Here is a 21,450-nt window from a genome sequence, read left to right on the forward strand (position 1 = left end):
CCACAATGGATCAAGGTCTTACGCGACTAGCACCTCTAAGTCCGCCCGTTTTAGACATCATGGCCTTCGCATAATCACGATTTACCGTTGCACGCTCCTCGAAGCGAGCATGCACGACGCAAAAGAACAGGGCACCGTCATCTAGACCGTTGCGAGGAGTAAACCAATCATAGGGGTCGGTGGGCTCTATCGATGCAAACTGATTAGTTGGTGGATCAACAGGTGCGACATTGGCTTCACTATTTGTGATATCATCGAGCAGTGTTGGACGGGCCGTGCCGGTATCCGGCGTGAGAATACCCATGATCTGCTCGCGACCAGCCGGAACGAAACGTCCGCTGTCCTCGACTGGAAACCGGATCGGCTGTCCGGCATAAATATTCCGCTGAACTTCACTGTTGTTAACAACAAGGGTTCCGTTAACGAGCACGTACGGAATGCCTTCTGACGGAAGACCTTGCTGACCGAGAGTATAGTTCGCCTTTTCGGTCACAGATTCCGGGTCGAAAATCGTGATGTCCGCGACCATGCCTTCCTGCATACGCCCACGCACCTGCATTGCTCGCAACCCTGTGTCACCTAATCGCTTCGCATGGATGTAACTTAGCTGAGTGAGTGTGAGCATAAGCGGCACATTCGCTTCGCGAGCCAGTCTCAAGACAAGCGCGTGGCTGCCTGCTGACCGAGGATGCCCGGCATAATCTTCGTAGGGAGCATCCCAATTCATCAAGTTGCCCTCGATGTCTAGCCCGGCCATACCGTCGCCCGAGATGCCATAGCCTGCGATGGTGATCCAATCATTCAGCCATTGCTCTCTTGGAGGGCTAAAAACTATGGCTGTCCGTCCCGGTTCATTCTCAGCGAAGCTCAAAAACTCGTCTTTTGTAACGAAGCGATCGAGTTGGGGATCAAAGATGGTGTCTTCGTATTTGTACCCCATCGAACCTTCCCAATTTTCGGGGGCGATGATCGAAGCGCCGTAGTTTCCCGATCCGGCAGTCCAAGGATAGTAGCTGGACCAGACGTTGTAGCCTTGGTCGCGGGCCATTTGGAGCTTTTCCTGATTTTCCCACCACCCATAATCATTGTCATGATGAATGTGCAGCGGGGCACCAAGCACCATTGCATTGACCAAGATTTCATTTACACCCGTCTGTGTTTCTGTCGGCGTCGAAGCACTGGGGTGAAATCGGTGATGGACGGAAGTCAGTCTACCGTAACGCGCCGCAGCCCGCTGTGCTTCGAACATCTCATAGGTGGTAATACCTTCGCGGGCGTAACCGATGGTCGATCCCACACCGAGTGCTCCAAGACGTAGTGCCTCATCCAGCTGGGCAGTGATTTCGTTCATCTGCTCACGGTTGCTTGGTACAGAAGACCACCCCTCGACGCCGTCTTCCACAGATTGTGCCCTCAGTGCGAAGAAGTTCCGGAAGTCTATATCTCCACCTTCAAGCACGAGCCCGTCATGGACCCGCATCCGTGCGAATTCTTGTCCAACCACCGTGCCATAATTTGCCTGCGTTGAGCCCTCTCGTGCTTCATACCATTCATCAATGTTAGCGGCTCCGACCTCAAAATCCATTTGAGTTGTGACGCCATCCCTAAGGTTTACTTTGATACCCCAAGGGTCCAACCCGTGTTGCTCAAGGTCGATAAATCCGGGTGCCACAACGTGCCCTGTCGCATCGATGGACTGGCTGCCGTTAATATCTTCGTCGGTGATCGCAGTGATCCAGCCGTTGCTTATTCCAACGTTAGCAATCTGGTCGAACCCAGTTTCCGGGTCCATGACCCGACCGTTGAGAATGACGATGTCGTAAGTCTGCGCGGCGCCTAGTGTCGAAAAAACAGACAACGTGCCCGCCAGAAACAAGGTACGCATGGATGGATCCTCCCTTTTATCGACAAAACTGAATGTTTTGTTATTTTTGGAGTCTGCTTTCGCCCCACCTCAGAAAACGATCCGAGTTCTTAGACCGAACAGCATAATGCTATCCTGCGTGGGGTTCAGCAGCGGGTCAGAAATGAACTGCAGTGATGGCGTGATCTGCAGCCCGGGTGATATTGAAAAACGATAGAATGCTTCGAGCGTGAACTGATCACCGTCTATGCCCCTTGCCTCGGCCCAGTTCAGTCCCAGCCCGGCCAGATCGGTATTGCGACCGTAATATCCCAGACCTGCAGAAACGGACCGATCATAAAGCGCCGCTGTCCCTTTTGAGGCCCCTGCCCTGAAGAATGGCATCCATTTATTGCCAACAAACCACGCCGCTGAAAACGCGGCCCCATAGTCTTCAGGGCGGCTGCCATCGTCGGCTGAATCCGCGTGCCAAAGGGTCAGGTGGATATTGTCAAAGTAGATGCGATCAAAGCCGGAGGTGTAACCAAGCTCGAGTGACTTGAAGAGATTGCCATCGCTAAACACATCAAAGTTTGGATCAGACGGGTCGGCGTTTGCGTCTGAGATGCTCGCAACAGCGTAGAAGTTTTCGCTCAGCTTTACTCCACCGGCAATGCCAAGGCCTTGATTGGGTGTGTTAATAGTCGGATTGGTATTGAAAGACAGGTTCTGGAAACCGCTGTATGGGCTGACCAACCCATAAATGTCCACAAAGTCCGTTACATCAATCTGCCCGACTTGCAGCGTCCACGCGCCGTTCTCGGCCCTTTGCGTCCAGAATAGATTGGTCAGCAGCAAACCATTATCGTTGAAGGCTGTCCCAGTGATCGAAAGTGCTCCGCCATCCAGCCCAAGGAATTGCGGGGCAACATCGGTGTAACTGTGCCGGTCTTCGATCTTGAATGTCAAAGAGCCGCGTTCAGTTGCCTGCCAACTACCGTAAAAACGCGCAATTCCGCTTGCCGCTTCGCCGGTTCCCAGATCAGCATTCGTGGATTGGCCCAATGCCAAGTAATCAATGTTGAACCGAAACCCACCCTCAGCCAGCCGGTCTTTCCACTGAAACCAACCTGGTGCGATATTGCGTGGAAAATCGGTACGGTATTGCGGATCGGTTAGCCCATCGCCGGGCTCTAGATCAGCTTCGACCGAAGATGGCCCGGACAGTCCCTGAGCCGACGCTGCGCCAGCAAAGGCAATACTCAATGCGGCAAACAGAAGTCTTATCATTCAGATGCCCTTGCCCCGCTGGTCTTGCGATCTCCCGCCGCCCGGATGCGATCGGCGGCGCGCTGCTTCCATTCCAGCCTGTCTGCTTCAGTTTCCAGAGTTTCGACGCGTTCCGTCTCCAACTGGAACGTCGCATTCATAGGCATAAGGCCGTCCACAACCATCATGTTCTGAACAGAAGGATTGATGGTCAAAGTGCCCGTAAGCCGAACAGGTTCGTGGAAATAGCTGGGCGTCCAGTCTCCATTCAACCGCACACGGATCATCTGGTTGGGCGGAGGAGGAGGCATGTGACTACACATCCCGCGTTCCGGCACCAGATACGCGACAGGTCGCCCGTCCGGATCACTCGGAGCGGGAATGGCAAAGCCCGCGAGTGTGATTGTTTGACCGTCGAATTGCGGATTTCCGTTTGTACCAGCCTTTCTTCGACGTTCCGTCACGACCTCTCGCTGGTCGAGTAGCCAGTCGACATCAATCCCATCAGCCGCCAAGGCATCCTCAGTCTCGGTCAGAAGCTCTTGCCATTTCTGCCTTTCTTCATTGCTACCAGATTCCCGCTGCAATCTGCCGCGCAGCCTTACGACGTAAAGAACATCGTCGAACTGTTCAGCGCTAAGTTCGCGATAGGGGTCTTCAAAGACCTGCGCGGACGGGTCAGGCAGGTCAGACCAGTCTAACGCGGTTCCTGGCGTCGCCATGACAGGATGAGCACACCAAACCAACCCTGCGAATACTACGGAGCGGAAGCAATGTCGCATAAATACTCTCCGGCTGTTCAGACAGGTCAATCCAGTGTGTTTTTGTAGATGACGCCGTCCTTCATGATCAGGCGGATCGTATCTGGGCTTTCAGGCCTCGGGTCGGCACCGAACCATTGATCACCCGTGCCAACAACCGTGAAGTCTTCAAGTGGGTTACCATCGATGAGCAGGATATCCGCATAAGCTCCTTCCTCGATAACGCCCAGTTTTCCGGCGGTATACGGGTTCATAAAGTCGCCTGACAAAGCGACCACCTCACCACCCGTCGATGTCAACGTCACCATCGACGTGTAGGGTCCAAAAAATTCATTGTTCAGGTGCTTCTCGTAAGCAATCTGAATATTGCAGGCCTCGACCGAACCAACACAGTCGGTCTGGAACCCTCGCTTCACCGGGCATTCCTTCATATTGTCGATGTAGCCCGCAAATGTGGCCGAGGCGGACTTTGCCTTAGCAAGGCTCGACGGGACGTTTGCCACTGCCGGGATATCGAGCAATCCGGGATCGAAGGCCGTCAGGTTGGTCGTAATATATGCGCCTTTTTCATTCATGACTTGGGCAATTTCACAGTCAAACGAGAAGCCGTGTTCGATCGACATCACACCCGCGTCTAGCGCACTCAGGATTGCTTCCTTCCGATAGGAATGCGCCATGACATAGCTGCCATACTCATTTGCCACCTGTACCGCGGCTTTGATTTCCTCAGGCGATCCAGCCAGCAACTGCCACGGATCGAAGGCCGAAACGACGCCACCAGATTGCATGAACTTCAACTGCGTCGCGCCCATGCGGAAATTGTTGCGTGCGAACTTGTAAACGTCATCAACACCGCTAATTTCCTGTGCCAAGTTCAGCCTGCTCATGTTTGTTTCAGACCCGGGCGGTGCGGTGAAATTCGCGAAATCAGCGTGACCACCTCGCGTTCCGATAAATGCACCAGATGGAAAATAACGCGGGCCGTCAATTTGGCCTGCGTCAATTGCGCGACGTAACCCGCCATTGGCCCCACCCGCATCCCTGACTGTGGTAAAGCCCTGCATCAAATACATCTCGGCCATCCGTGCACCGTGTATGGCAAAGTCCTCCCACGTTGTGTTGGCCTCCATCGCAGGTAACGTCGGCCCCATCAGCATGAGGTGCGCGTGCAGTTCAATAAACCCGGGGGTCAGTGTCCGTCCCTCTCCATCAATGACCGTAGCATTGGGGGCATCGATTGCATCGGTTGATACGGCCTTAATCAGATTACCCTCGACCAATACGCTGGCATTCTCGATACGCTGTTCATTCACGCCATCGAAGACATGCACATTGGTAAACAGCGTTTGAGGTTCTTCTTGATCCTGAGCCTGCACGGACGTTGAAAAAGATAGACCTGCAGCGACAATTACCGCCGAGCAAAGGGACATTCGTAGACCGGACATAAGCACTCCCTTCATATTCGTGTTTTGCAAACTGTAGTCCGGAAAATCTTGGCTCGGTTGCCATTTTTGAATTAGAATGTTCGAAAGTGATCGTAAAAATGGCCACATTGTAAAACTAATCCAAACGAGGGTGACGAGCTTGCCTTTCAACTCCACCTCTCAAGAGCATAGCGAGGGCTTTATTCGCCTCTCCTTAGCTGCTCCGTTCCTGCAATATCTCACCGAACGTAAGATCAATCCGCAACCAGCATTGGATCAGGTCGGCCTGAAAGCCGAACTGTTGTCTGACCCAGCCGTGTTCGTGCACTCAGAGTTGGTCTATGGTTTGGTAAATGCCTTCTCAGAAGTATCAGGGGATCGATACCTTGGACTGAAAGTAGGGGAGACGTTTGACCTGCAACAGTGGCCTCCGTTCGCTCAGGCACTGCAATCGACAAAGACGCTGTTCGAGTTCTTTACCCGTTTCGTGGGGCTTGTACCGCAGGAATCCAATTCTGTGCGACATAGCCTTGTCGTTGAAGCAGACAAAGCGACTTATCGAATCGAAAGGCAACAAGAGCCTACTGTGCCGCCGATTCAGGTGACCGGTTTTGGTGCCGCAATCTATGTACGCCTATTGCAGACCGTCGTCGGAGATGCCTGGGATTCTTCGCGTGTGCGATGGGAAAGCAGATACATCAACGGACTACCTATCGATTACAAAGGGATCGAGGTCGGTCTTGGGACCGATCCCGGAATGCAGATTAGTTTCCCTGTAGAATGGTTGTTTTTGCACCATGTCTCTGAGGGCTCTGCCAAGCCCATCGCCTCACCGCGACAAGATGAAGAAGTAACCGTAGTAGCTGCTTTGCGATCTGTTTTACGCGATAAGCTGGATGAAACCGATTTGGGACCAGAGGTGGTGGCTGGATTGTTGGGAATACAGCCGGAACGGTTTCTTAAGGCGCTTCAGCAGCAAGGCACAACGCTGCCCCGCGAAATCAAACGGCTGCGTGTCGATGTCGCCAAGGAACACCTCGGAGAAGACAAAATGACAATAGCTGAGATCGGTCTGATGCTCGGCTACTCCGACAAATCCCATTTCACACGCTTTTTCAGGGGCCAGACCGGAATGACACCGACCAAGTTCCGCCTGGGTTCGTAATTATGTTGCAAATGCTTGGATCAGCTGTGCGAACTTGATCTCGGAACAAAAGCAAAGGCGCGACCAGACTGCCGTCTCGACCGCGCCTTAAATCATTCTATTCGAACGCCATTATTGGCCCGTGGTCTCTACGCACGTTCCCTTGCCCCATCCTGACTTGCTGCCAGAGGCAGAGTAATCAAACGTGCCCTTCTCAGGGTGAACGTTATAATTCAGCGTGTAATCCTCACCGACATACAGATAGGTCAGGGTGTCGAGACCGGGAAACACATCCACATCCTTGTCGATATCCCCGATCGTGATGTGGCCCTTCTGCTGGCCATCATACTTCACAAGCCGAGCGGCCATTTCCGGGTGTTCCGCATCCGGTGCCTCACATTCAAACACCCGCTCCTCAGCGACTGCGGCTGCGGGCAATAGGGCAAGAAGAAGAGCTGCCTTTTTCATTGATTTCCAATCTGTATTCGATCTGTTGCACTGCGGCGGCTATTGACGATTTTGGGCGGAATTTTGTCCAAACTCGGGTCGTTCTGCGGTCTCGTTGCACGCATCTCGTTAGACCAATTCACGTTTGGGTTTCGCCTGCGTTTTGAGGTGAGCCCTAAGCACATTTCCATCGCGTTTTGGGGAGTATCCAACCCAGCATTGAGGGCTCGAAGACAGAGACAATGGGTCTATGCGCCCATCAGCTGCTGAGAAATTTCTTAGGGTTCGTCATGGCAACCATTTGGAACCTCAATTTGTGAATTCCAATGCTGAAGGGGGCAGCGCGGGACCGGGCCAACTCTGCCCTATAGCTTTGCCCATAGCGGGACGTGCGGTCGCAGTGGGGTGAAAATCCCTGCGCGCGCTCCCATCTGTTCAGGACAGAAAAAGGAGAGCGTCTGATGCAATGTCCGATTGATGGAACTCAGCTGGTAATCACCGAGCGGAGCGGGGTCGAGATTGATTATTGTCCGCAATGTCGTGGCGTGTGGCTGGACCGTGGAGAGCTGGACAAAATCATCGATCGCTCTGCCGACCATACGCCGCCGCCACCGCCGCAGCGGGGTTATGATGACCGATCAGATCACGGATACCGTAAAAAGAAGAAACGCGGCGGCTTTCTGGATGAGCTGTTTGACTTCTAAGACGTTGGCACCGTGATCTGAGAGGGTTTTATCGCTTGTTGTATAGTCACGGGTGAGATGGGTGCGAGCACCCATCCTACGCTTTCTGAACACTTTGAAATCCGAAATCATGGGCATGCCAGGCATGCACAGTTTCACCAATGCGATGAACGACGATGGCACAGGCTTTGTGATCTCGGTTGTGGAAAGCGAGGAGACCTCGAACGCAAACGCGCCCAAAGTGGCCGAGATCTGGGGTCAGTTTGCGGAATATCTGGAAGGCCCGCCAACGCCGGTTGGATACGAAGTGGTTGCCCATTGGGATAAGGGGTGATTAGTGGGGCGGGGATTTCCCCGCCCTTTTTATGGCACGGTTGGTAGGATGGGGTTTTACCCCACCACGCGTATTTGTCGCCTCTAGGTGATGGATTAGAGACCCATCCTACGCTTGTTAACGCTTGCAAACGAGCATGAACGTGGACAAGTTTCGAAGACCAATTAACCAATACGAAGCAGATTAGTGTCAGACCAAAACGCAGAACCAATCCAGCAGTTTATTCAGTTTCTCTACTCGGACTTGCCCGCCGAAAATGAATTCGAAACGGCACGACCAAAGTTAGCGCATTACTCCTCGCTTTTTGTGCTTGAGAGTATGTTGAAGAATGACGAGCTCTGGCTTTCTAACCCTTTAGTAATGAACGACTATGAAGAAGTAGCGTTTGGGATCAATGCGTCGCTCCGAGCGATATATCAGCATGAAAGATTGTTAAACTCACTTCAAAAAAGGCAGAGATGTGATCTTTTTCTCGCTAGTTTTCAATCTTGCTATGACGAATACGGAACAAGTGAGATAGCCGAATTGTACGTTGGTTGTTTTTCACAATACGATGATCGTGAGCCTAATGGAAAACTGTCGATGTGGAGAGCTTATGGCGCTGACGGTGGGGGTGCTGCGATTGTTTTAGACACTGCGAAGCTGACGAGTGTTCCACAGCGTGGCCTTGTCTTGGCTAAAGTTGTCTACGGCACTGCGCAAGAGCGGCTAGATTGGATTGACAGGTTATTCAATTGTGTGGCGGAGTTCTTGAGAAAAGTTGAATTTGATGATGTTGCGGTCCCCGCTCTTGCCAAAGAAGTTTTCAAAAGAATTGTGTTGGCTTCAATCTTTTCAAAGGACCTCGGATTTCGAGAAGAACAAGAGTGGCGCCTTGCCTATTTGAAAGACCGCGATCCAGGCTCTCAATTTGAGAAGATGAAGAGTTACTCGATTTCCGACCGAGGAATCGAACCCCGACTGAAGCTGAATATGGGAACACTAAGCAGCATTTTCGGCATGGATTATTCCTATGAGAATATAGCTGACGCGGTAATTCTTGGCCCAACGGCCAGTACGCCAATTTCTGTGATGGCGACTCGCAAGATGTTGCAGGAATTTAAGAAAACGACACTGGCGAAGAAAGTACGGGGGGCGAACATTCCATATCGGCGGCAGTAACGAATTCCTACCGCTTCCGTCTCTTCACATTCCCACCTCGCTGCCCGGGCCTGCCAGCCGTTGAGCGCCCGCGCGACTTCACTGCGTCTTCCGAGGCTTTCTCGACCGCCCATTGGCGCGCCATGGGGTCGTCGGCGACGGCCAGATCGACTGCTTCCAGACGCTTGATCTCATCCCGGATGTTGGCGGCCTCTTCGAATTCCAGGTTCTCGGCGGCTTTGCGCATTTGGTCACGCAACCCGTCCAGGTGAGCCTCCAAATTCGCGCCGTGCATCGGTTTGTCGATGGTGGCGGTGACGCGGTTCATGTCGACATCGCCTTCGTAGAGACCGGCCAGAACGTCCTCGACGTTCTTCTTCACGGTCTCAGGCGTGATGCCGTGTTCTTCGTTATAGGCGAGCTGTTTGGCGCGGCGGCGGTTGGTTTCGCCCAAGGCGCGCTCCATCGAGCCGGTGATCTTGTCGGCATACATGATCACCCGCCCATCGGCGTTGCGCGCGGCGCGACCGATGGTCTGGATCAGTGAGGTTTCCGAGCGCAGGAAGCCCTCTTTATCCGCGTCCAGAATGGCGACCAGTCCGCATTCTGGGATGTCGAGCCCTTCGCGCAGCAGGTTGATCCCGACCAGCACGTCGAAGGCCCCCAGCCGCAGGTCGCGCAGGATTTCGATGCGTTCCAGCGTATCGATGTCCGAGTGCATATAGCGGACCTTGATGCCCTGCTCGTGCAAGTATTCGGTCAGGTCCTCGGCCATGCGTTTGGTCAGCGTTGTCACCAGCGTGCGGAATCCGTTGGCGGCCACCTTGCGCACCTCGTCCAGCAGGTCGTCCACCTGCATCGACACCGGGCGGATTTCGACCTCGGGGTCCAAGAGGCCGGTGGGGCGGATGACCTGTTCGGTGAAGACACCGCCGGTCTGTTCGATCTCCCACTTCGCCGGGGTGGCCGAGACAAAGACGGATTGCGGGCGCATTGCGTCCCATTCCTCGAACTTCAAAGGTCGGTTGTCCATGCAGGACGGCAGGCGGAACCCGTGTTCCGCCAGCGTGAACTTGCGCCGGTAGTCGCCCCGATACATACCGCCGATCTGCGGGACGCTGACATGGGACTCGTCGGCGAAGACAATCGCGTTGTCCGGAATGAATTCGAACAGGGTTGGCGGCGGTTCGCCCGGCGCACGGCCCGTGAGGTAGCGCGAGTAGTTCTCGATCCCGTTACAAACGCCGGTGGCCTCAAGCATTTCCAGATCGAAGTTCGTACGCTGTTCCAGCCTTTGAGCTTCCAGCAGCTTGCCCTCGCCAACCAGCTGATCCAACCGGATGCGGAGTTCCTTTTTGATCCCAATGATCGCTTGATTCATCGTTGGCTTCGGCGTGACGTAGTGCGAATTCGCATAGACCCGCACCTGCTCCATCGTTGCCGCGCGTTCGCCGGTCAGCGGGTCGAACTCGGTGATGGTTTCCAGTTCCTCGCCGAAGAACGAGAATTTCCAAGCACGGTCCTCAAGGTGGGCCGGCCAGATTTCCAGGGAATCGCCACGCACCCGGAAGGACCCGCGCTGGAAAGCCTGATCGTTGCGGCGGTACTGTTGGGCGACCAGATCAGCCATCACCTGCCTCTGGTCATACTCATGACCTACCTTCAGATCCTGTGTCATCGCTCCATAGGTCTCGACCGAACCGATACCGTAGATGCACGAGACCGAGGCGACGATGATCACGTCATCGCGTTCCAGCAGCGCCCGCGTGGCCGAGTGACGCATCCGGTCGATCTGTTCGTTGATCTGCGACTCTTTCTCGATGTACGTGTCCGACCGCGGCACATAGGCTTCTGGCTGGTAATAGTCGTAATAGGAAACGAAATACTCGACCGAGTTCTCTGGGAAGAAGCCCTTGAATTCCCCGTACAGCTGCGCTGCCAGTGTCTTATTTGGCGCCAGGATGATCGCAGGCCGCTGCGTTTCTTCAATCACCTTGGCCATGGTGAAGGTCTTGCCCGTCCCGGTCGCACCCAGCAGGACCTGATCTCGCTCACCATCATTCACACCGCCTGCCAGCTCTTTGATCGCCGTCGGCTGGTCGCCAGCCGGTGCGAACTCGGTATGCATGACGAACTGCTTGCCGCCCTCCAGTTTCAGACGCGCGCGCACGTCGTCTGCGGTCAGTTGAGTCTTGTCGGAATGGGCATAAGGCATGGGCGGGCTCCGGGTCAGGCCCCTACATTTGTTCTTATTTTGTCCATCTGCAAGGGCTGATCTGGATTCATTTTCAGCTAAGCGGTACGGGATTGGGCGTCGGGGTGCGTTTGAACCTTCGCCGCCAAGGCCGACAGGTTCTCGGCCAGCACGCGGCCCATCATGATCTTCAACAGGGTTTGTCCCATTAGCCAGCCCAACGGTCCATATTTCATACGAAAATCCATACTCCAGATAACACGGCTGCGCGTGTCGGACAGCGGTGTGATGGCAATCGCCGCCTGTGCTTCGCGCAGAGGCATCGCCATCTGCGACAACCGCACGGTGTAGCCGCGGTCAACCTGCCAATCCGTCACCTCTTCGACCAATGATGTGCCGTTCGCGAAGTGACACCGGCGCTGTGATCCAACACCATCCGATCCGGCAGTCAAAGCATCAACCGATATCACCTGCGGGGCAAACTCATCGATATGCATAAAGCGGCGGAGGATGGCCCAAATCTCATTGGGTCGGGCGTTGATGTCGAGGTGGCGTTCTTGGTGAAGCATCCTGCTGTCCTTTTATGTCTGCGCGCTTTCTACCCCGAACTAATGACAATACCTGTCATTAGGCAGTCCATGCGACCCGCGACAATTGTCATCTTGTCCCGGCGCGCGCTCTGACGCATAAACAAGCCCACCAAGTGAGTACGGAGAGGCGACATGCGCGCACGGATTTACCAGCCTTCGCGAAACGCGATGACCTCGGGGATGGCCAAAACCCGCAAATGGGTTCTGGAATACGCCCCGGCTTCTGCGCGTGAGGTCGATCCGCTGATGGGCTGGACCTCGTCCAATGACACCCAAACGCAGGTGCGTCTGAAGTTCGATACCAAGGAAGAGGCGCTGGACTATGCCAAAGACAACGGTATCGACGCGCAGGTAAGCGAGCCGCACAAGCGCAAGCCGAACCTGCGGGCGCGCGGCTATGGTGAGAATTTCGCCACTGACCGGCGCGCTCCCTGGACCCACTGACAAGGCCCAGTGAATGATCGACATCCGCCAAGCAGACCCCGGCGCCAAGGATCTGCGCCCGATCATTCAAGCGCATCTCGCCCATAGCTGGGACGCGACACCGCAAACCTCAAATCATACGCTGGACATTGATGCCCTGCGCGAGCCGGGCATTCGCTTTTGGGCTATTTATGAGGCGGGTAAGCCCTTGGGTTGTGGTGCGCTTAAGGCGCTGCCGGATGGCACTGCCGAAGTTAAATCGGTGCACGTGGTTGCTGCTGCGCGCGGCCGAGGATTGGCGCGTGTGATCATGAACCATCTTGCCGATCTGGCCCGAGCCGAGGGCGTTTCCGCACTTGTCCTGGAAACTGGCGCAAATCATCTCTCGGAATATGACGCAGCACGCAAGCTATATGAAACATTGGGATATTCCTATTGCGGTCCGATCTACGGCTATGACGCCGATCCAAACAGCGCGTTTATGCGGTTGGACCTTACGTCCAGCCCAAAACGCTGAGGGAAAAGCTGAATGCACCCGCTTGGTGCAGTCTGACCGACCGCTTTGAATTCAGATATAAGGGCCGTACCCTTGCCCCGTTTCGAAAAACATCTGAAAAAATGGCGAGCCGTGGAGGACTCGAACCCCCGACCTGAGAATTAGAAGTTCCCTGCTCTAATCCAGCTGAGCTAACGGCCCGGTCTTGTTCCGTTTGTATCAGTCAATCCATTAGGATTGTCAACTTGATAGAGGGTAAGCTTTTTCTTTCAAAAAGGTTATTTCCATCAGGGTATTGGCCGAATCTGGCAGACCTCTCGGCAAGAGACATTGAACCTACCTGCAGTTCAAACTTGCAGCCCAGCGCGCCCTGCGTCACGTTTGAAATCACAAATTGTGATTCCAAACGGATATGATGACGAACCCGGAAAACCTGCCCAGCCCTCAAGAGGTCCAAAACGCCATTCATCGGGTGCGCGGTGTACGCGTGGTTCTGGCAGAAGATCTGGCGCAGTTTTACGGAAAATCCGTCAGCGCCTTCAATCAGGCCGTCTCGCGCAATAAGGATCTGTTCGAAGGCTACCGCTTTCAGCTTTCCGACGCTGAGGTCGCGGATTTGCAATCACAGAATGTGATCTCAAAACCCGAAGGCCGCGGTGGCCGACGGGTCAATCCCTGGGTCTATACCGACTACGGCGTAGCTATTGCCTCGACTTTGTTTAAAGATCCGCGCGCGATCAGGATCACGCGGATGATCACCGAAGCCTTTGTTGACGGCACCAATGCGCTAGCGGAAACCCCGCGCAACCCGCCTGAGATTCTGCCACCGCAAGATGCCCCTACGCCGTTGCTTCCAAATGGGGATCAACTGCGTGATCTGGCCGAAAACATCCTTGATTCCGGACAGCAAAGCCTTGTGGACTACATCGCCAATCCCACCACCAAACGGCAGCAGGCGGTGGCAGTGATCATGAAGACCCTCGCGGAAACGGCGGGCGAAGAGGTTCGCACACAACATGACCGTCTGCGCCTCAGCATCGCCGAACGGCTGGCCAGCGGAGACTATGCCGACGATGATGACCGGAAAAAACTGCTTGAGCTGCTGCACGCCATGAAAGACTGACCGCCTTAAAGGCCCAGCTCTGCCCGCGCCTTTCTGGTCAGCTTAGCTACGACCAGATCGTATGAGATTACAATATGATCTCGCAGCGACGCGTCGCTCATGCCACGTTCATCGTAAACCTGCAGCCATTTCATACCTCGCGATGCCAGATAGGGCGCTGGGCGGATACCTGGCTCATCTCCGAGGACCTCAAAGGCAAGATCGGTGGCCTTGAAGGTAAACGCATCCTTTCCGTCGTTCCAACCACAGATGGCAAAGACTTTGCCGCCTACTTTCCAGACATCTGCGTTGCCCCACTGCACGACATGGCTGGTGGCTTTGAGGTCCGAGCAAAAGGCATTGAATTCATCACGAGTCATCGCGGCGACTGTGGCGCTCTGGTCAGGACAAGGCAAGACCCGCTTTGCGGGTGCAACTTTCTTTACCCGGCATTAACCTAGCTGCGCCAAATCATAGGTGATGTATAACTGCAATTCTCCCCTCTCGCCTGAGGTTTGGCTCAGTGATCTATTCGCCTCCAAGGCAGTGCAGCAAGGTGGCGTAATCCGTCGCAAGGCGCGCGATATAGAGCGATTTGCCGGGATGGAGCGTTTTATGGCCGAAATCAATCGTCGCGGTTATCAAGTGGCGGAAAACTCGGGCCAGATCGTAATCTTCTGCAACCGCGCACCCGTGCGTTGGCTCACCTGAGCCACGCAACGCTTTCTTGAAAAGAAAGCGCCCCGAAATCTTTTCAAGATTTCGCCCCCCACCGATTCAAGGCTTCAAAAACTTTGCCGTTCCGACAGTGCGCTGTTTCGGGGTCTGAAGATTCCGGGGATTGGCTTGGATATCTCCCGGCATCGCGACATTGCGTGGTTTCTGCAAGGCAAACGAGCCACAGGCGACACCATCGCCATCGGGGTCATTGCGCTTATGATATCCGGGCCTTCCTTCGCGAAAAGGCCCGAAACCCAGCATCTCCACCGCATCACACCCAGCCAGCGCCACCAGATGGATCACCGCTTCATGACGTTCGTAGTCTGAAACGCGCAGGTAGACACCGATTGCGATCATTCCTGTGGTTAAGGGCAAGGCCAGCACCATCAGTAGAATACGCACCGGAGACAGAGCCTGCCTGCGCAACGCGTCTGCCCGCCGTTGCCGCCGTGTAAGACGAGGGTTCGGATCGGTGTCTTTCGTTTGTTTCCCGGTTGTCATGCCATAGGTCTTACACGCGGTATGTGGCAAAGCCATGGCCGCAATCGGGGTCGGCTTGGAAAAAGCTCGACTTTATCGCACCACATGCACGGCACATTTGGCGTGGCGCACCACATGGGTCGCGGTTGAACCCAACAACAGGTCCTGCATCCCCGGGCGGTGCGAAGCCAGGATGATCAGGTCAGGCTTATTCACTTCGGCCCAGTCCAGAATCGTTCGCCCGGAATGGCCTTCAACCACCAGCCCCTTCGCATTCGGGACGCGCGCCGCCAGAGCATCAAGCTCGGTCTGAATGGCCTTGCGGGCTTCGGACAGATACTCGGCAGGCATGTACGAGATCGCATAATCCGGAATGTGCTCTACCACATGCAGCAGCGTAACCGCAGCCTCGGGCGTCGACAGTAGTTCTGCCAGCTTCAACGCTGCCGAGCTGTCCCGTTCGGCATCAAAGGAAATGGGAACAAGAATGTTATGATACATGGCTCGCGCCTCCGTAGTTGTGCCGCTATTCTGCGCGACCGGTGGTGGCCGTGCATTGACTCAGATCAGGTCTCACCGAATGTCTCGGCGACGTCGTACATCACGGGTTCAAAGCTCTTGCACAGCTCGTTAACCCTGCGATTCCGCTCTCGCATTTCCGGTGTGCGCAACATCGCCAGGAAATCCTCGCGGCGCTCCCATTGTGAATAGTTGGCAATCCGCGTCTGGGCATCATTCACATGCAATCCAGCTGAAATGAAACCCGGCTGTTTCGAAATGAACTCGGCATAAGCATCGGTCAGCGCCTCAAGAAGGTCCTGGCAGGTTCCGGGGGTCATCTCGAAGGTGGTGATGACAGTCTGATAGCTGTTGGTTTTGGAAATCTGCGGCATAAGGCTCCTCCTTTATAGCTGACCCGAGCCTAGCACAGCTTTTGAAAACGCCACCCTTTTCCTGCACATAGACAATGTTTTTGGATCAAAAAATCTTTCTCAAAGATGAACAAGAAACTAACCATCCGTTAACCATGTCTGCCGATGCTGCCCCCATGGCTCGTCTGGTTTTCGTCATTCCGCTGCTTTTTATGGTGTGCACTCCGGCATGGTCCGGTGCGTGGCTCCGCGAGAAGGGGTCAAGCTTCACCGCGTTATCTGTGACCGCTTTCAAAGAGGAAGACGTCTACAAGTACAAATCCTCGCTTTATACCGAGTGGGGATTGCGACCGAAACTCACGATCGGACTGGATGCCGAGGAGCATCAGGATTTGTATGGGCACGCGCTGGTCTTTGCACGCGTGCCGGTTGCAGACATGGGGTCAGCAGGGCGTCTGGCGGCCGAGTTCGGCGTTGGCGCGCACCATCGCCAGTACAGTAGTTGGGCAATGTACAAAGCAACACTTTCCTACGGCAAAAGCATTCAAACCGGATTGGGAGGCGGATGGATCAATGTCGACGCCGCGCTCGAAAACCGCACCCATGAGGCAGTGATCCGCAAATTGGATTTCACGGCCGGTCTGTCCTCGGGTCGACGGTTTGACCCGCTCCTGCAGATCGAAACTTCTTATGTTTCGGACCGACCATGGTACTGGAGGGTGCGACCTTCGCTGATGTATCGCCCAAAGACGGGCAGACTCACCTGGGTTCTGGGTGCCGAGCGCAATTCGGCTGATGATAACATCGGGATCAAATTTGGATTGTGGCGCAGCTATTAAAGATGGGCCGCCTACATACAGGCGGCCCACCACATCAATCAGGTATCAATCCGCAGAATGGTCGAAACCGCACCACGCAAGCCTTCGGACCAGCGCAGGCGGATATCGCTCTGGCCCGATCCCTGTCGCAACTCGACATATGGCGCGGTATAGCGCACCGCATTCAACGATGTCCTGAGGCTTCCCAGAGCAACAACCGCATCACACCCGCGCGCCCTGCCCCCGAACGGCAATTGGCCCTGCGAACTGACGGTCCAGGCTGATGACGGTGAGCTTTGCGTGTGCTGCAGCCGCAATGGATTGGCGCAAGGCGTATCGATGCCATGGAACGTATTGTTCTCGAAACACACCCTCTTGTGCCTTTCCGGGTCGAGATCGGCAAAACTGGTATCGACCCGGTCCACTCGGTCAATCCGCACGTTGTTGACGCGGAACTTGTTGCCGGTCACGGTCAGCCCGTTCAAGAAATGCCCTGTGCCATGGGGGCGGATCACCAGATAGCTGAACCAGGGGGCAACATCGCTGGCATAAAAGATGTTATCAGTGATGCTCAGCGCGCTGAACGAGAAGCTGGTGAAGTAATCCGGGTTGGCATCGTGCTCGTTGGTCCATTCGATAAAACAGTTATCGACATAGTTCTCGGCGATGGACGAACTGTTATAGCCGCCGATGATCACCAACCCAGCGTTGCGCACCCCGTTCGCGACGTTGTCGCCCTGGAAGAAGTGGTTGCCCAGCACCAGATTGTTGTCGCCGCTCAGCACCGCGAAATGATGGAACCGCGTGGCCCGGTTGTGGCGCAGCTTGACGTCGTTGGCATTGGCGTTCAGCGCGATTGAGCTTCGGTCCGGCACGTCCAGACTTTCCTCGGTCGATAGGAACTGACAGCCATCGATCAGCATCCCCTGACATCCGCGCCCGATTGATGTGATACCCCGGTCCTTCGGGCGACTGATGAAACAGTCTTTCAGTACAAAAGTGTTCCCGCCCGGAGACAGCCGGATCGCGCTGCACCGACCGTTACACTGGAACTCGATCCCTTCCATGTTGAACTTCTGCAGCGCACTGAAACCGCTAAAATCTAGCAGATACTTGAATGATGTGAAGGTGAGGGTCTGCGTCCCTGCGGCATCATAAGTCGGCGCACTCAGCGTGATTTCACCGGTGCTTTCGTTTTTCGACCGCACATAAACCTCACGCCCGACCCCGCTGCCAGTCACCAGCGAGCCCACAGGGATATTGGCCACATTGGCCACATTGGTCAGCGTATCGGGATCAGACGGGCTGTAAGTCGCGATCGAAGTGAAGGTTTCGGTATCCCAGGCCGAGCTGCTTTTGACGTCAAACTGCCCGTTACGCACCACGCGACGGGTGGCATAGCCTGTCCGGTTCGGCACTGCCGCCGCCATATCGATGGGTTCGGTCACCGCAATCTTGCGCCCGCCCAGATCCAGCGATTCATGGTCCGAGCTGTTCAGCAACGCCTGAAACGCTTTTTTAAACGCCAGCATTTCATCACCAAAGGCGGTGATATAGGTGGGCAGATCGAAATTCTTGGTCAGCAGCAACATCTTGTCGACCGGCATCGTGACGGTGCCGTCAAATGCGACCTCGGACGCCATGTTAGTGTTCTCTTCCAGCCGGAACTCACCTTGCGGAATATAAACCTTGCGCCCGTTCGCTGCCTGATCCGCCGCCTCAAACGCTGCCGAGTCATCGGTGACCCCGTCACCCACAGCGCCGAAATCGCGCACGTCGACCAGACCAATCAAATCGCGCAGGAAGACCGAGGTCACATCAGTGATCTCGATATCATCCACCCGCACCACCGCACCGTTGGTGCCTTCGATATCCAATCCAAAATGGCCATAAAGCACCGCATTGCCCCAGGGCATGTCCACGCCGGGCCGCAGGCCTGTGCCCACGATGGCCGTCACCTCATGCACAGTGCCATAGCCGGTCAGCTGCACCGCCGGACCCTGCTCGGCCAATCCGTCCACGTGCGCATCTCCGGCTCCTCCGGCCCAGCCGGCAATCCGCACCTCGGGAAGCGGCCCGCTGATCGCCTTCACCCGCGCCTTGATCTGCAGATAGCAGCCCGGCAACAAAGGTGTCTGCCCCATATAGCGCAGCCGCTGCGGTTCTGCCGTCTTATAAATCTCCAGACAGCCTGCGAAATCCGCATCCGCCGGAACGAACACCCCCGTGCCCGACCCCTCATAGGTCGGTGAGCCAGGCGTGCCGTCGCCACTGGACCAGACCCCAAGACCAGCCGCATAGGCGGGCGGCATGAACACGATGCCGTCGGTGATTGCCTTGTTCATGTAAAATCCCTTTCCCAATCGCGCCAAGCACGCGCGCCAAAACCCGAAACCGCCCGGGCCCTGAGCCCAAGCGCATGGGTCTGAGTATCGAAAAGGGATTAATCGCGGCTCTTACCACCGTGACGATGGTGTTGCATCAGGCCGCCGGGTCGGAGTTACCCAGCAACTGTACACCGTTGATCTTCCAGCCGTTTTCCTGCCGGATCATCTGGTAGTCCAGCAAATGCACGCGTCCGTCACCATCAGTGATCATGACCTTCTGCCACAGGGCTCCGCTAATCTCGCGCAACTCCAGAAACCTCACATCCGCAGGCCGCCAAACCATAGGATAGCCGCGGCGCACCATGGTCCCGAAATTCTCGGGATCGCCGAACAGCCGCTGGATATTGGGGCTGGCAAAGGTGAAGGCGGTGGCAAAGTCATCCGCCTTGAAGGCCTGAATCTGCGCCGAGATATTGGCCTCAATCTCGTCACTCTGAGCAAAAGCTCCGGATGCCAGTCCGGCACTCAGGGATACAGCAAGCAATAGTCGACGCATGGGGCCACCTCCTGATGCAAGGGTAGCCCCACACTGGATCAGGTCAAATCAGACTAATTCCCCGGCCAGCGCCTTGTCGATCAGAGCAATCGTCTCTGGCGCGCCATAAAGCGCGATGAACCCACCAAACCGAGGCCCCTGCGACGCCCCCAGCAGCACTTCGTAAAGTGCCGTGAACCAGCCGCGCATCGGATCGAACCGCTCACGCCCGATGGAATAGACCACCGATTGCAGTGCCTCGTCTTCCATCGGCCCGTCATAGACTTCCAAGGCCGCCCTCAATGCTTCCAGCGCCTCACGCTCCTGATCCGTCGGCGCGCGATGCTGGCGCGTCGGCTTGACGAAATCGTTGAAGTACCTCACTGCAAAGCCCGCCGCCTGATCCAGATCGGGATGGGTCTCGGCAGTGGCCTCGGGCGCATAACGGCGGATAAAGCCCCACAGCGCCTCTTTGTCCTCAGCCCCGGATACCGACGCCAGGTTCAACAGCATCGCAAAGGGAACCATCAGCGTGGACTCTGGCACATTCCCACCATGGATATGCCACACCGGGTTATTCAGCTTCGCCTTCAGGTCCTGCCCCGGATAGGCCCGCAACTGTTGATGATATTCATCATACGCCTTCGGGATCACATCAAAATGCATCCGCTTCGCGGTCTTGGGCTTTTGATACATGAAATAGGCCAGCGACTCGGTGGGCGCATAGGTCAGCCATTCATCGATCGAAACACCATTGCCCGACGACTTCGAAATCTTCTGACCGTTTTCGTCCAAAAACAGCTCATAGCTGAAATGCTCGGGCGCACGGCCACCCAAGGCCCGGCAGATCGCGTCATAGATCTTTTCGTTGGTGGCATGTTCCTTGCCATACATCTCGAAATCCACGCCCAATGCCGCCCAGCGCGCGCCAAAATCAGGCTTCCACTGTAGCTTCACATTGCCGCCAGTCACGGGCAGCGTCCATTCCTTGCCATCCTCGTCATCGAAGGTGACAGTGTAGGTATCGGCACAAACTTTCTTCATCGGCACATACAGAACCCGCCCGGTCTCGGGATGGATCGGCAGGAAGATCGAATAGGTCTGCTGACGTTCTTCCCGCAGGCTTTTCAGCATGATGGCCATCACGTCGTCATACTTCTCAACGGCGCGCTTCAGGATCTCGTCGAACTGGCCCGAGCGGTAAAACTCGCGCGCCGAATAGAACTCATACTCGAACCCGAAAGTATCGAGGAACCGGCGCAGCATCGCATTGTTATGCTCACCAAAGCTGTCATATTCACCAAACGGGTCCGGCACCGAGGTCAGCGGACATTGCAGATAATCCTGCAGCGCCTCGGGGTTCGGCACATTGCTGGGCACTTTCCGCATCCCATCCAGATCGTCCGAGAAACAGATCAGCTTGGTCGGGATATCCGACAGCGCCTCAAACGCGCGCTTGACCATCGTGGTCCTCGCGACCTCACCAAAGGTGCCGATATGCGGCAGACCTGAGGGGCCATAGCCCGTCTCAAACAGCACATATCCCTTTTCCGGAGCGCCCTGCTTATACCGTTTGAGCAACCGCCGCGCCTCTTCAAACGGCCACGCCTTGGACGTCATCGCGGTTTCACGCAGGTCAGACATTTGGATACTCCATCGGGAAACGTGCCAGACACCCCATGCGCCCGGACCGGCCCCTGTTATTGTGCAGGTGCAGTATGAGTCAATAAAGGGTGGTGATTTTCATGCCTCTATGAGCATGAACGGCGTGCAATCCATATCTGGTCTTGGTTACAAGTGTCCGCAGCACAGAGCATTGCCGCATTCTGAAAAACGTAGTCTGTTGAT

At 55.4% G+C, this 21,450-nt stretch carries 22 protein-coding genes and 1 tRNA gene; 8 read left to right on the plus strand and 15 right to left on the minus strand.

The window, feature by feature from the left end:
- Positions 1–10 precede the first annotated feature (10 nt).
- The 4 genes from ACR0MJ_RS15685 to ACR0MJ_RS15700 form a co-directional block, all read right to left on the minus strand.
- A complete protein-coding gene (locus tag ACR0MJ_RS15685) occupies positions 11–1,885 on the minus strand; it encodes an amidohydrolase family protein (RefSeq protein ID WP_480761687.1) in 1,875 nt (624 codons plus the stop codon).
- 69 nt (positions 1,886–1,954) lie between these two features.
- On the minus strand, positions 1,955–3,133 hold the full coding sequence (locus ACR0MJ_RS15690; protein ID WP_480761688.1) for a carbohydrate porin: 1,179 nt from the start codon (positions 3,131–3,133) through the stop codon (positions 1,955–1,957).
- Positions 3,130–3,834, minus strand: a complete 705-nt coding sequence (locus ACR0MJ_RS15695) for a DUF3299 domain-containing protein (RefSeq protein WP_480761689.1) — start codon at positions 3,832–3,834, stop codon at positions 3,130–3,132. The genes ACR0MJ_RS15690 and ACR0MJ_RS15695 overlap by 4 nt, the downstream gene beginning before the upstream one ends.
- Before the next feature lie 86 nt (positions 3,835–3,920).
- Positions 3,921–5,318 carry an amidohydrolase family protein gene (locus tag ACR0MJ_RS15700; protein ID WP_480761690.1) on the minus strand — a complete coding sequence of 466 codons (1,398 nt, stop codon included), beginning with the start codon at positions 5,316–5,318 and terminating at the stop codon, positions 3,921–3,923.
- Positions 5,319–5,394: 76 nt separating this feature from the next.
- On the opposite strand from ACR0MJ_RS15700, the gene ACR0MJ_RS15705 reads away from it, so the two are divergent.
- The gene (locus ACR0MJ_RS15705) at positions 5,395–6,462 is read left to right on the plus strand and encodes an AraC family transcriptional regulator (RefSeq protein WP_480761691.1); all 1,068 of its coding nucleotides are present in this window, start codon (positions 5,395–5,397) and stop codon (positions 6,460–6,462) included.
- Positions 6,463–6,573: 111 nt separating this feature from the next.
- Here ACR0MJ_RS15705 and ACR0MJ_RS15710 read toward each other — a convergent pair whose 3' ends face one another.
- A complete protein-coding gene (locus ACR0MJ_RS15710; protein WP_170514092.1) occupies positions 6,574–6,909 on the minus strand; it encodes a hypothetical protein in 336 nt (111 codons plus the stop codon).
- Between the two features lie 440 nt (positions 6,910–7,349).
- Between ACR0MJ_RS15710 and ACR0MJ_RS15715 the strand changes: the two genes are divergently transcribed.
- The 3 genes from ACR0MJ_RS15715 (at position 7,350) to ACR0MJ_RS15725 (ending at position 9,066) form a co-directional block, all read left to right on the plus strand.
- Positions 7,350–7,592 carry a TFIIB-type zinc ribbon-containing protein gene (locus ACR0MJ_RS15715; protein ID WP_170408258.1) on the plus strand — a complete coding sequence of 81 codons (243 nt, stop codon included), beginning with the start codon at positions 7,350–7,352 and terminating at the stop codon, positions 7,590–7,592.
- 61 nt (positions 7,593–7,653) lie between these two features.
- Positions 7,654–7,905 (plus strand): hypothetical protein, encoded by a 252-nt coding sequence (locus ACR0MJ_RS15720; RefSeq protein WP_480761693.1) that lies wholly within the window; start codon positions 7,654–7,656, stop codon positions 7,903–7,905.
- A 186-nt stretch (positions 7,906–8,091) separates the two neighbouring features.
- On the plus strand, positions 8,092–9,066 hold the full coding sequence (locus ACR0MJ_RS15725; RefSeq protein ID WP_480761695.1) for a DUF2971 domain-containing protein: 975 nt from the start codon (positions 8,092–8,094) through the stop codon (positions 9,064–9,066).
- A 7-nt stretch (positions 9,067–9,073) separates the two neighbouring features.
- Here ACR0MJ_RS15725 and uvrB read toward each other — a convergent pair whose 3' ends face one another.
- Both uvrB and ACR0MJ_RS15735 read right to left on the minus strand, forming a co-directional pair.
- The gene (gene uvrB, locus ACR0MJ_RS15730; protein WP_480737035.1) at positions 9,074–11,260 is read right to left on the minus strand and encodes an excinuclease ABC subunit UvrB; all 2,187 of its coding nucleotides are present in this window, start codon (positions 11,258–11,260) and stop codon (positions 9,074–9,076) included.
- Between the two features lie 77 nt (positions 11,261–11,337).
- Positions 11,338–11,808, minus strand: a complete 471-nt coding sequence (locus tag ACR0MJ_RS15735; protein ID WP_480761696.1) for an SRPBCC family protein — start codon at positions 11,806–11,808, stop codon at positions 11,338–11,340.
- Between the two features lie 153 nt (positions 11,809–11,961).
- On the opposite strand from ACR0MJ_RS15735, the gene ACR0MJ_RS15740 reads away from it, so the two are divergent.
- Positions 11,962–12,273, plus strand: a complete 312-nt coding sequence (locus tag ACR0MJ_RS15740; RefSeq protein ID WP_010442452.1) for an ETC complex I subunit — start codon at positions 11,962–11,964, stop codon at positions 12,271–12,273.
- A gap of 13 nt (positions 12,274–12,286) precedes the next feature.
- Positions 12,287–12,769, plus strand: coding sequence for a GNAT family N-acetyltransferase (locus ACR0MJ_RS15745; RefSeq protein ID WP_170408263.1), 483 nt, complete (start codon positions 12,287–12,289; stop codon positions 12,767–12,769).
- A 102-nt stretch (positions 12,770–12,871) separates the two neighbouring features.
- On the opposite strand, the gene ACR0MJ_RS15750 is transcribed toward ACR0MJ_RS15745, so the two are convergent.
- Positions 12,872–12,949 (minus strand) — tRNA-Arg (locus ACR0MJ_RS15750).
- Between the two features lie 214 nt (positions 12,950–13,163).
- On the opposite strand from ACR0MJ_RS15750, the gene ACR0MJ_RS15755 reads away from it, so the two are divergent.
- Positions 13,164–13,871, plus strand: coding sequence for an ORF6N domain-containing protein (locus tag ACR0MJ_RS15755; protein ID WP_170408459.1), 708 nt, complete (start codon positions 13,164–13,166; stop codon positions 13,869–13,871).
- Positions 13,872–13,876: 5 nt separating this feature from the next.
- Here ACR0MJ_RS15755 and ACR0MJ_RS15760 read toward each other — a convergent pair whose 3' ends face one another.
- The 4 genes from ACR0MJ_RS15760 to ACR0MJ_RS15775 all read right to left on the minus strand — a co-directional run bounded on the left by ACR0MJ_RS15760 (position 13,877) and on the right by ACR0MJ_RS15775 (position 15,943).
- Positions 13,877–14,230: an MmcQ/YjbR family DNA-binding protein gene (locus ACR0MJ_RS15760; RefSeq protein ID WP_170423840.1), complete on the minus strand. Its 354-nt coding sequence runs from the start codon at positions 14,228–14,230 to the stop codon at positions 13,877–13,879.
- Positions 14,231–14,627: 397 nt separating this feature from the next.
- Positions 14,628–15,071, minus strand: a complete 444-nt coding sequence (locus ACR0MJ_RS15765) for an excalibur calcium-binding domain-containing protein (RefSeq protein WP_255612008.1) — start codon at positions 15,069–15,071, stop codon at positions 14,628–14,630.
- 72 nt (positions 15,072–15,143) lie between these two features.
- Positions 15,144–15,551 (minus strand): universal stress protein, encoded by a 408-nt coding sequence (locus ACR0MJ_RS15770; protein ID WP_170395959.1) that lies wholly within the window; start codon positions 15,549–15,551, stop codon positions 15,144–15,146.
- Positions 15,552–15,616: 65 nt separating this feature from the next.
- Positions 15,617–15,943 carry an antibiotic biosynthesis monooxygenase family protein gene (locus ACR0MJ_RS15775; RefSeq protein ID WP_170395957.1) on the minus strand — a complete coding sequence of 109 codons (327 nt, stop codon included), beginning with the start codon at positions 15,941–15,943 and terminating at the stop codon, positions 15,617–15,619.
- Between the two features lie 155 nt (positions 15,944–16,098).
- Between ACR0MJ_RS15775 and ACR0MJ_RS15780 the strand changes: the two genes are divergently transcribed.
- A complete protein-coding gene (locus ACR0MJ_RS15780) occupies positions 16,099–16,761 on the plus strand; it encodes a hypothetical protein (protein WP_480761697.1) in 663 nt (220 codons plus the stop codon).
- A 38-nt stretch (positions 16,762–16,799) separates the two neighbouring features.
- Here the strand turns inward: ACR0MJ_RS15780 and ACR0MJ_RS15785 are convergent, their stop codons facing one another.
- The 3 genes from ACR0MJ_RS15785 to ACR0MJ_RS15795 all read right to left on the minus strand — a co-directional run bounded on the left by ACR0MJ_RS15785 (position 16,800) and on the right by ACR0MJ_RS15795 (position 21,246).
- Positions 16,800–19,085 carry a glycosyl hydrolase family 28-related protein gene (locus ACR0MJ_RS15785; RefSeq protein WP_480761699.1) on the minus strand — a complete coding sequence of 762 codons (2,286 nt, stop codon included), beginning with the start codon at positions 19,083–19,085 and terminating at the stop codon, positions 16,800–16,802.
- Between the two features lie 136 nt (positions 19,086–19,221).
- Positions 19,222–19,623: a DUF4864 domain-containing protein gene (locus ACR0MJ_RS15790; protein ID WP_480761701.1), complete on the minus strand. Its 402-nt coding sequence runs from the start codon at positions 19,621–19,623 to the stop codon at positions 19,222–19,224.
- A 48-nt stretch (positions 19,624–19,671) separates the two neighbouring features.
- Positions 19,672–21,246, minus strand: coding sequence for a lysine--tRNA ligase (locus ACR0MJ_RS15795; protein WP_480761702.1), 1,575 nt, complete (start codon positions 21,244–21,246; stop codon positions 19,672–19,674).
- Positions 21,247–21,450 lie beyond the last annotated feature (204 nt).

This window comes from Ruegeria sp. C6, from assembly GCF_056537625.1.

Bases quoted from the DNA above. Each gene is read 5' to 3' on its own strand.
- ACR0MJ_RS15685 (WP_480761687.1), bottom strand. From the start codon at position 1,885: ATGCGTACCTTGTTTCTGGCGGGCACGTTGTCTGTTTTTTCGACACTA.
- ACR0MJ_RS15690 (WP_480761688.1), bottom strand. From the start codon at position 3,133: ATGATAAGACTTCTGTTTGCCGCATTGAGTATTGCCTTTGCTGGCGCA.
- ACR0MJ_RS15695 (WP_480761689.1), bottom strand. From the start codon at position 3,834: ATGGCGACGCCAGGAACCGCGTTAGACTGGTCTGACCTGCCTGACCCG.
- ACR0MJ_RS15700 (WP_480761690.1), bottom strand. From the start codon at position 5,318: ATGTCCGGTCTACGAATGTCCCTTTGCTCGGCGGTAATTGTCGCTGCA.
- ACR0MJ_RS15705 (WP_480761691.1), top strand. From the start codon at position 5,395: ATGTTCGAAAGTGATCGTAAAAATGGCCACATTGTAAAACTAATCCAA.
- ACR0MJ_RS15710 (WP_170514092.1), bottom strand. From the start codon at position 6,909: ATGAAAAAGGCAGCTCTTCTTCTTGCCCTATTGCCCGCAGCCGCAGTC.
- ACR0MJ_RS15715 (WP_170408258.1), top strand. From the start codon at position 7,350: ATGCAATGTCCGATTGATGGAACTCAGCTGGTAATCACCGAGCGGAGC.
- uvrB (WP_480737035.1), bottom strand. From the start codon at position 11,260: ATGCCTTATGCCCATTCCGACAAGACTCAACTGACCGCAGACGACGTG.
- ACR0MJ_RS15735 (WP_480761696.1), bottom strand. From the start codon at position 11,808: ATGCTTCACCAAGAACGCCACCTCGACATCAACGCCCGACCCAATGAG.
- ACR0MJ_RS15740 (WP_010442452.1), top strand. From the start codon at position 11,962: ATGCGCGCACGGATTTACCAGCCTTCGCGAAACGCGATGACCTCGGGG.
- ACR0MJ_RS15745 (WP_170408263.1), top strand. From the start codon at position 12,287: ATGATCGACATCCGCCAAGCAGACCCCGGCGCCAAGGATCTGCGCCCG.
- ACR0MJ_RS15755 (WP_170408459.1), top strand. From the start codon at position 13,164: ATGACGAACCCGGAAAACCTGCCCAGCCCTCAAGAGGTCCAAAACGCC.
- ACR0MJ_RS15760 (WP_170423840.1), bottom strand. From the start codon at position 14,230: ATGACTCGTGATGAATTCAATGCCTTTTGCTCGGACCTCAAAGCCACC.
- ACR0MJ_RS15765 (WP_255612008.1), bottom strand. From the start codon at position 15,071: ATGACAACCGGGAAACAAACGAAAGACACCGATCCGAACCCTCGTCTT.
- ACR0MJ_RS15770 (WP_170395959.1), bottom strand. From the start codon at position 15,551: ATGTATCATAACATTCTTGTTCCCATTTCCTTTGATGCCGAACGGGAC.
- ACR0MJ_RS15775 (WP_170395957.1), bottom strand. From the start codon at position 15,943: ATGCCGCAGATTTCCAAAACCAACAGCTATCAGACTGTCATCACCACC.
- ACR0MJ_RS15780 (WP_480761697.1), top strand. From the start codon at position 16,099: ATGGCTCGTCTGGTTTTCGTCATTCCGCTGCTTTTTATGGTGTGCACT.
- ACR0MJ_RS15785 (WP_480761699.1), bottom strand. From the start codon at position 19,085: ATGAACAAGGCAATCACCGACGGCATCGTGTTCATGCCGCCCGCCTAT.
- ACR0MJ_RS15790 (WP_480761701.1), bottom strand. From the start codon at position 19,623: ATGCGTCGACTATTGCTTGCTGTATCCCTGAGTGCCGGACTGGCATCC.
- ACR0MJ_RS15795 (WP_480761702.1), bottom strand. From the start codon at position 21,246: ATGTCTGACCTGCGTGAAACCGCGATGACGTCCAAGGCGTGGCCGTTT.